This window comes from Streptomyces sp. NPDC057623 (assembly GCF_042800355.1).
Classification (GTDB): domain Bacteria; phylum Actinomycetota; class Actinomycetes; order Streptomycetales; family Streptomycetaceae; genus Streptomyces.
Genome location: NZ_JBHVGZ010000153.1, coordinates 1 through 1,418, shown reverse-complemented (window position 1 = coordinate 1,418; position 1,418 = coordinate 1). Strand labels below are relative to the sequence as shown.

At 56.2% G+C, this 1,418-nt stretch carries 1 rRNA gene (running past one end of the window); it reads left to right on the top strand.

From position 1 onward, the window contains the following. Positions 1–1,396 (top strand): 23S ribosomal RNA (locus ACFU95_RS50605) (it extends 1,799 nt beyond the left edge of the window). Positions 1,397–1,418: the final 22 nt, after the last annotated feature.

Here is a 1,418-nt window from a genome sequence, read left to right as displayed (position 1 = left end):
GTGGCTGAGACCTGATGCCGAGCCGATTGTGGTGAAGTGGATGATCCTATGCTGTCGAGAAAAGCCTCTAGCGAGTTTCATGGCGGCCCGTACCCTAAACCGACTCAGGTGGTCAGGTAGAGAATACCGAGGCGTTCGGGTGAACTATGGTTAAGGAACTCGGCAAAATGCCCCCGTAACTTCGGGAGAAGGGGGGCCATCACTGGTGAGAGCACTTGCTGCTCGAGCTGGGGGTGGCCGCAGAGACCAGCGAGAAGCGACTGTTTACTAAAAACACAGGTCCGTGCGAAGCCGTAAGGCGATGTATACGGACTGACGCCTGCCCGGTGCTGGAACGTTAAGGGGACCGGTTAGTCACATTTCGGTGTGGCGAAGCTGAGAACTTAAGCGCCAGTAAACGGCGGTGGTAACTATAACCATCCTAAGGTAGCGAAATTCCTTGTCGGGTAAGTTCCGACCTGCACGAATGGCGTAACGACTTCTCGACTGTCTCAACCATAGGCCCGGTGAAATTGCACTACGAGTAAAGATGCTCGTTTCGCGCAGCAGGACGGAAAGACCCCGGGACCTTTACTACAGTTTGATATTGGTGTTCGGTTCGGCTTGTGTAGGATAGGTGGGAGACTTTGAAGCGGGCACGCCAGTGTTCGTGGAGTCGTCGTTGAAATACCACTCTGGTCGTGCTGGATGTCTAACCTGGGTCCGTGATCCGGATCAGGGACAGTGTCTGATGGGTAGTTTAACTGGGGCGGTTGCCTCCTAAAGAGTAACGGAGGCGCCCAAAGGTTCCCTCAGCCTGGTTGGCAATCAGGTGTTGAGTGTAAGTGCACAAGGGAGCTTGACTGTGAGACCGACGGGTCGAGCAGGGACGAAAGTCGGGACTAGTGATCCGGCGGTGGCTTGTGGAAGCGCCGTCGCTCAACGGATAAAAGGTACCCCGGGGATAACAGGCTGATCTTCCCCAAGAGTCCATATCGACGGGATGGTTTGGCACCTCGATGTCGGCTCGTCGCATCCTGGGGCTGGAGTCGGTCCCAAGGGTTGGGCTGTTCGCCCATTAAAGCGGTACGCGAGCTGGGTTTAGAACGTCGTGAGACAGTTCGGTCCCTATCCGCTGCGCGCGCAGGAATATTGAGAAGGGCTGTCCCTAGTACGAGAGGACCGGGACGGACGAACCTCTGGTGTGCCAGTTGTTCTGCCAAGGGCATGGCTGGTTGGCTACGTTCGGGAGGGATAACCGCTGAAAGCATCTAAGCGGGAAGCCTGCTTCGAGATGAGTATTCCCACCCACTTGATGGGGTAAGGCTCCCAGTAGACGACTGGGTTGATAGGCCGGATCTGGAAGCACGGTAACGTGTGGAGGTGACCGGTACTAATAGGCCGAGGGCTTGTCCTCAGTTGCTCGCGTCCACTGTGTT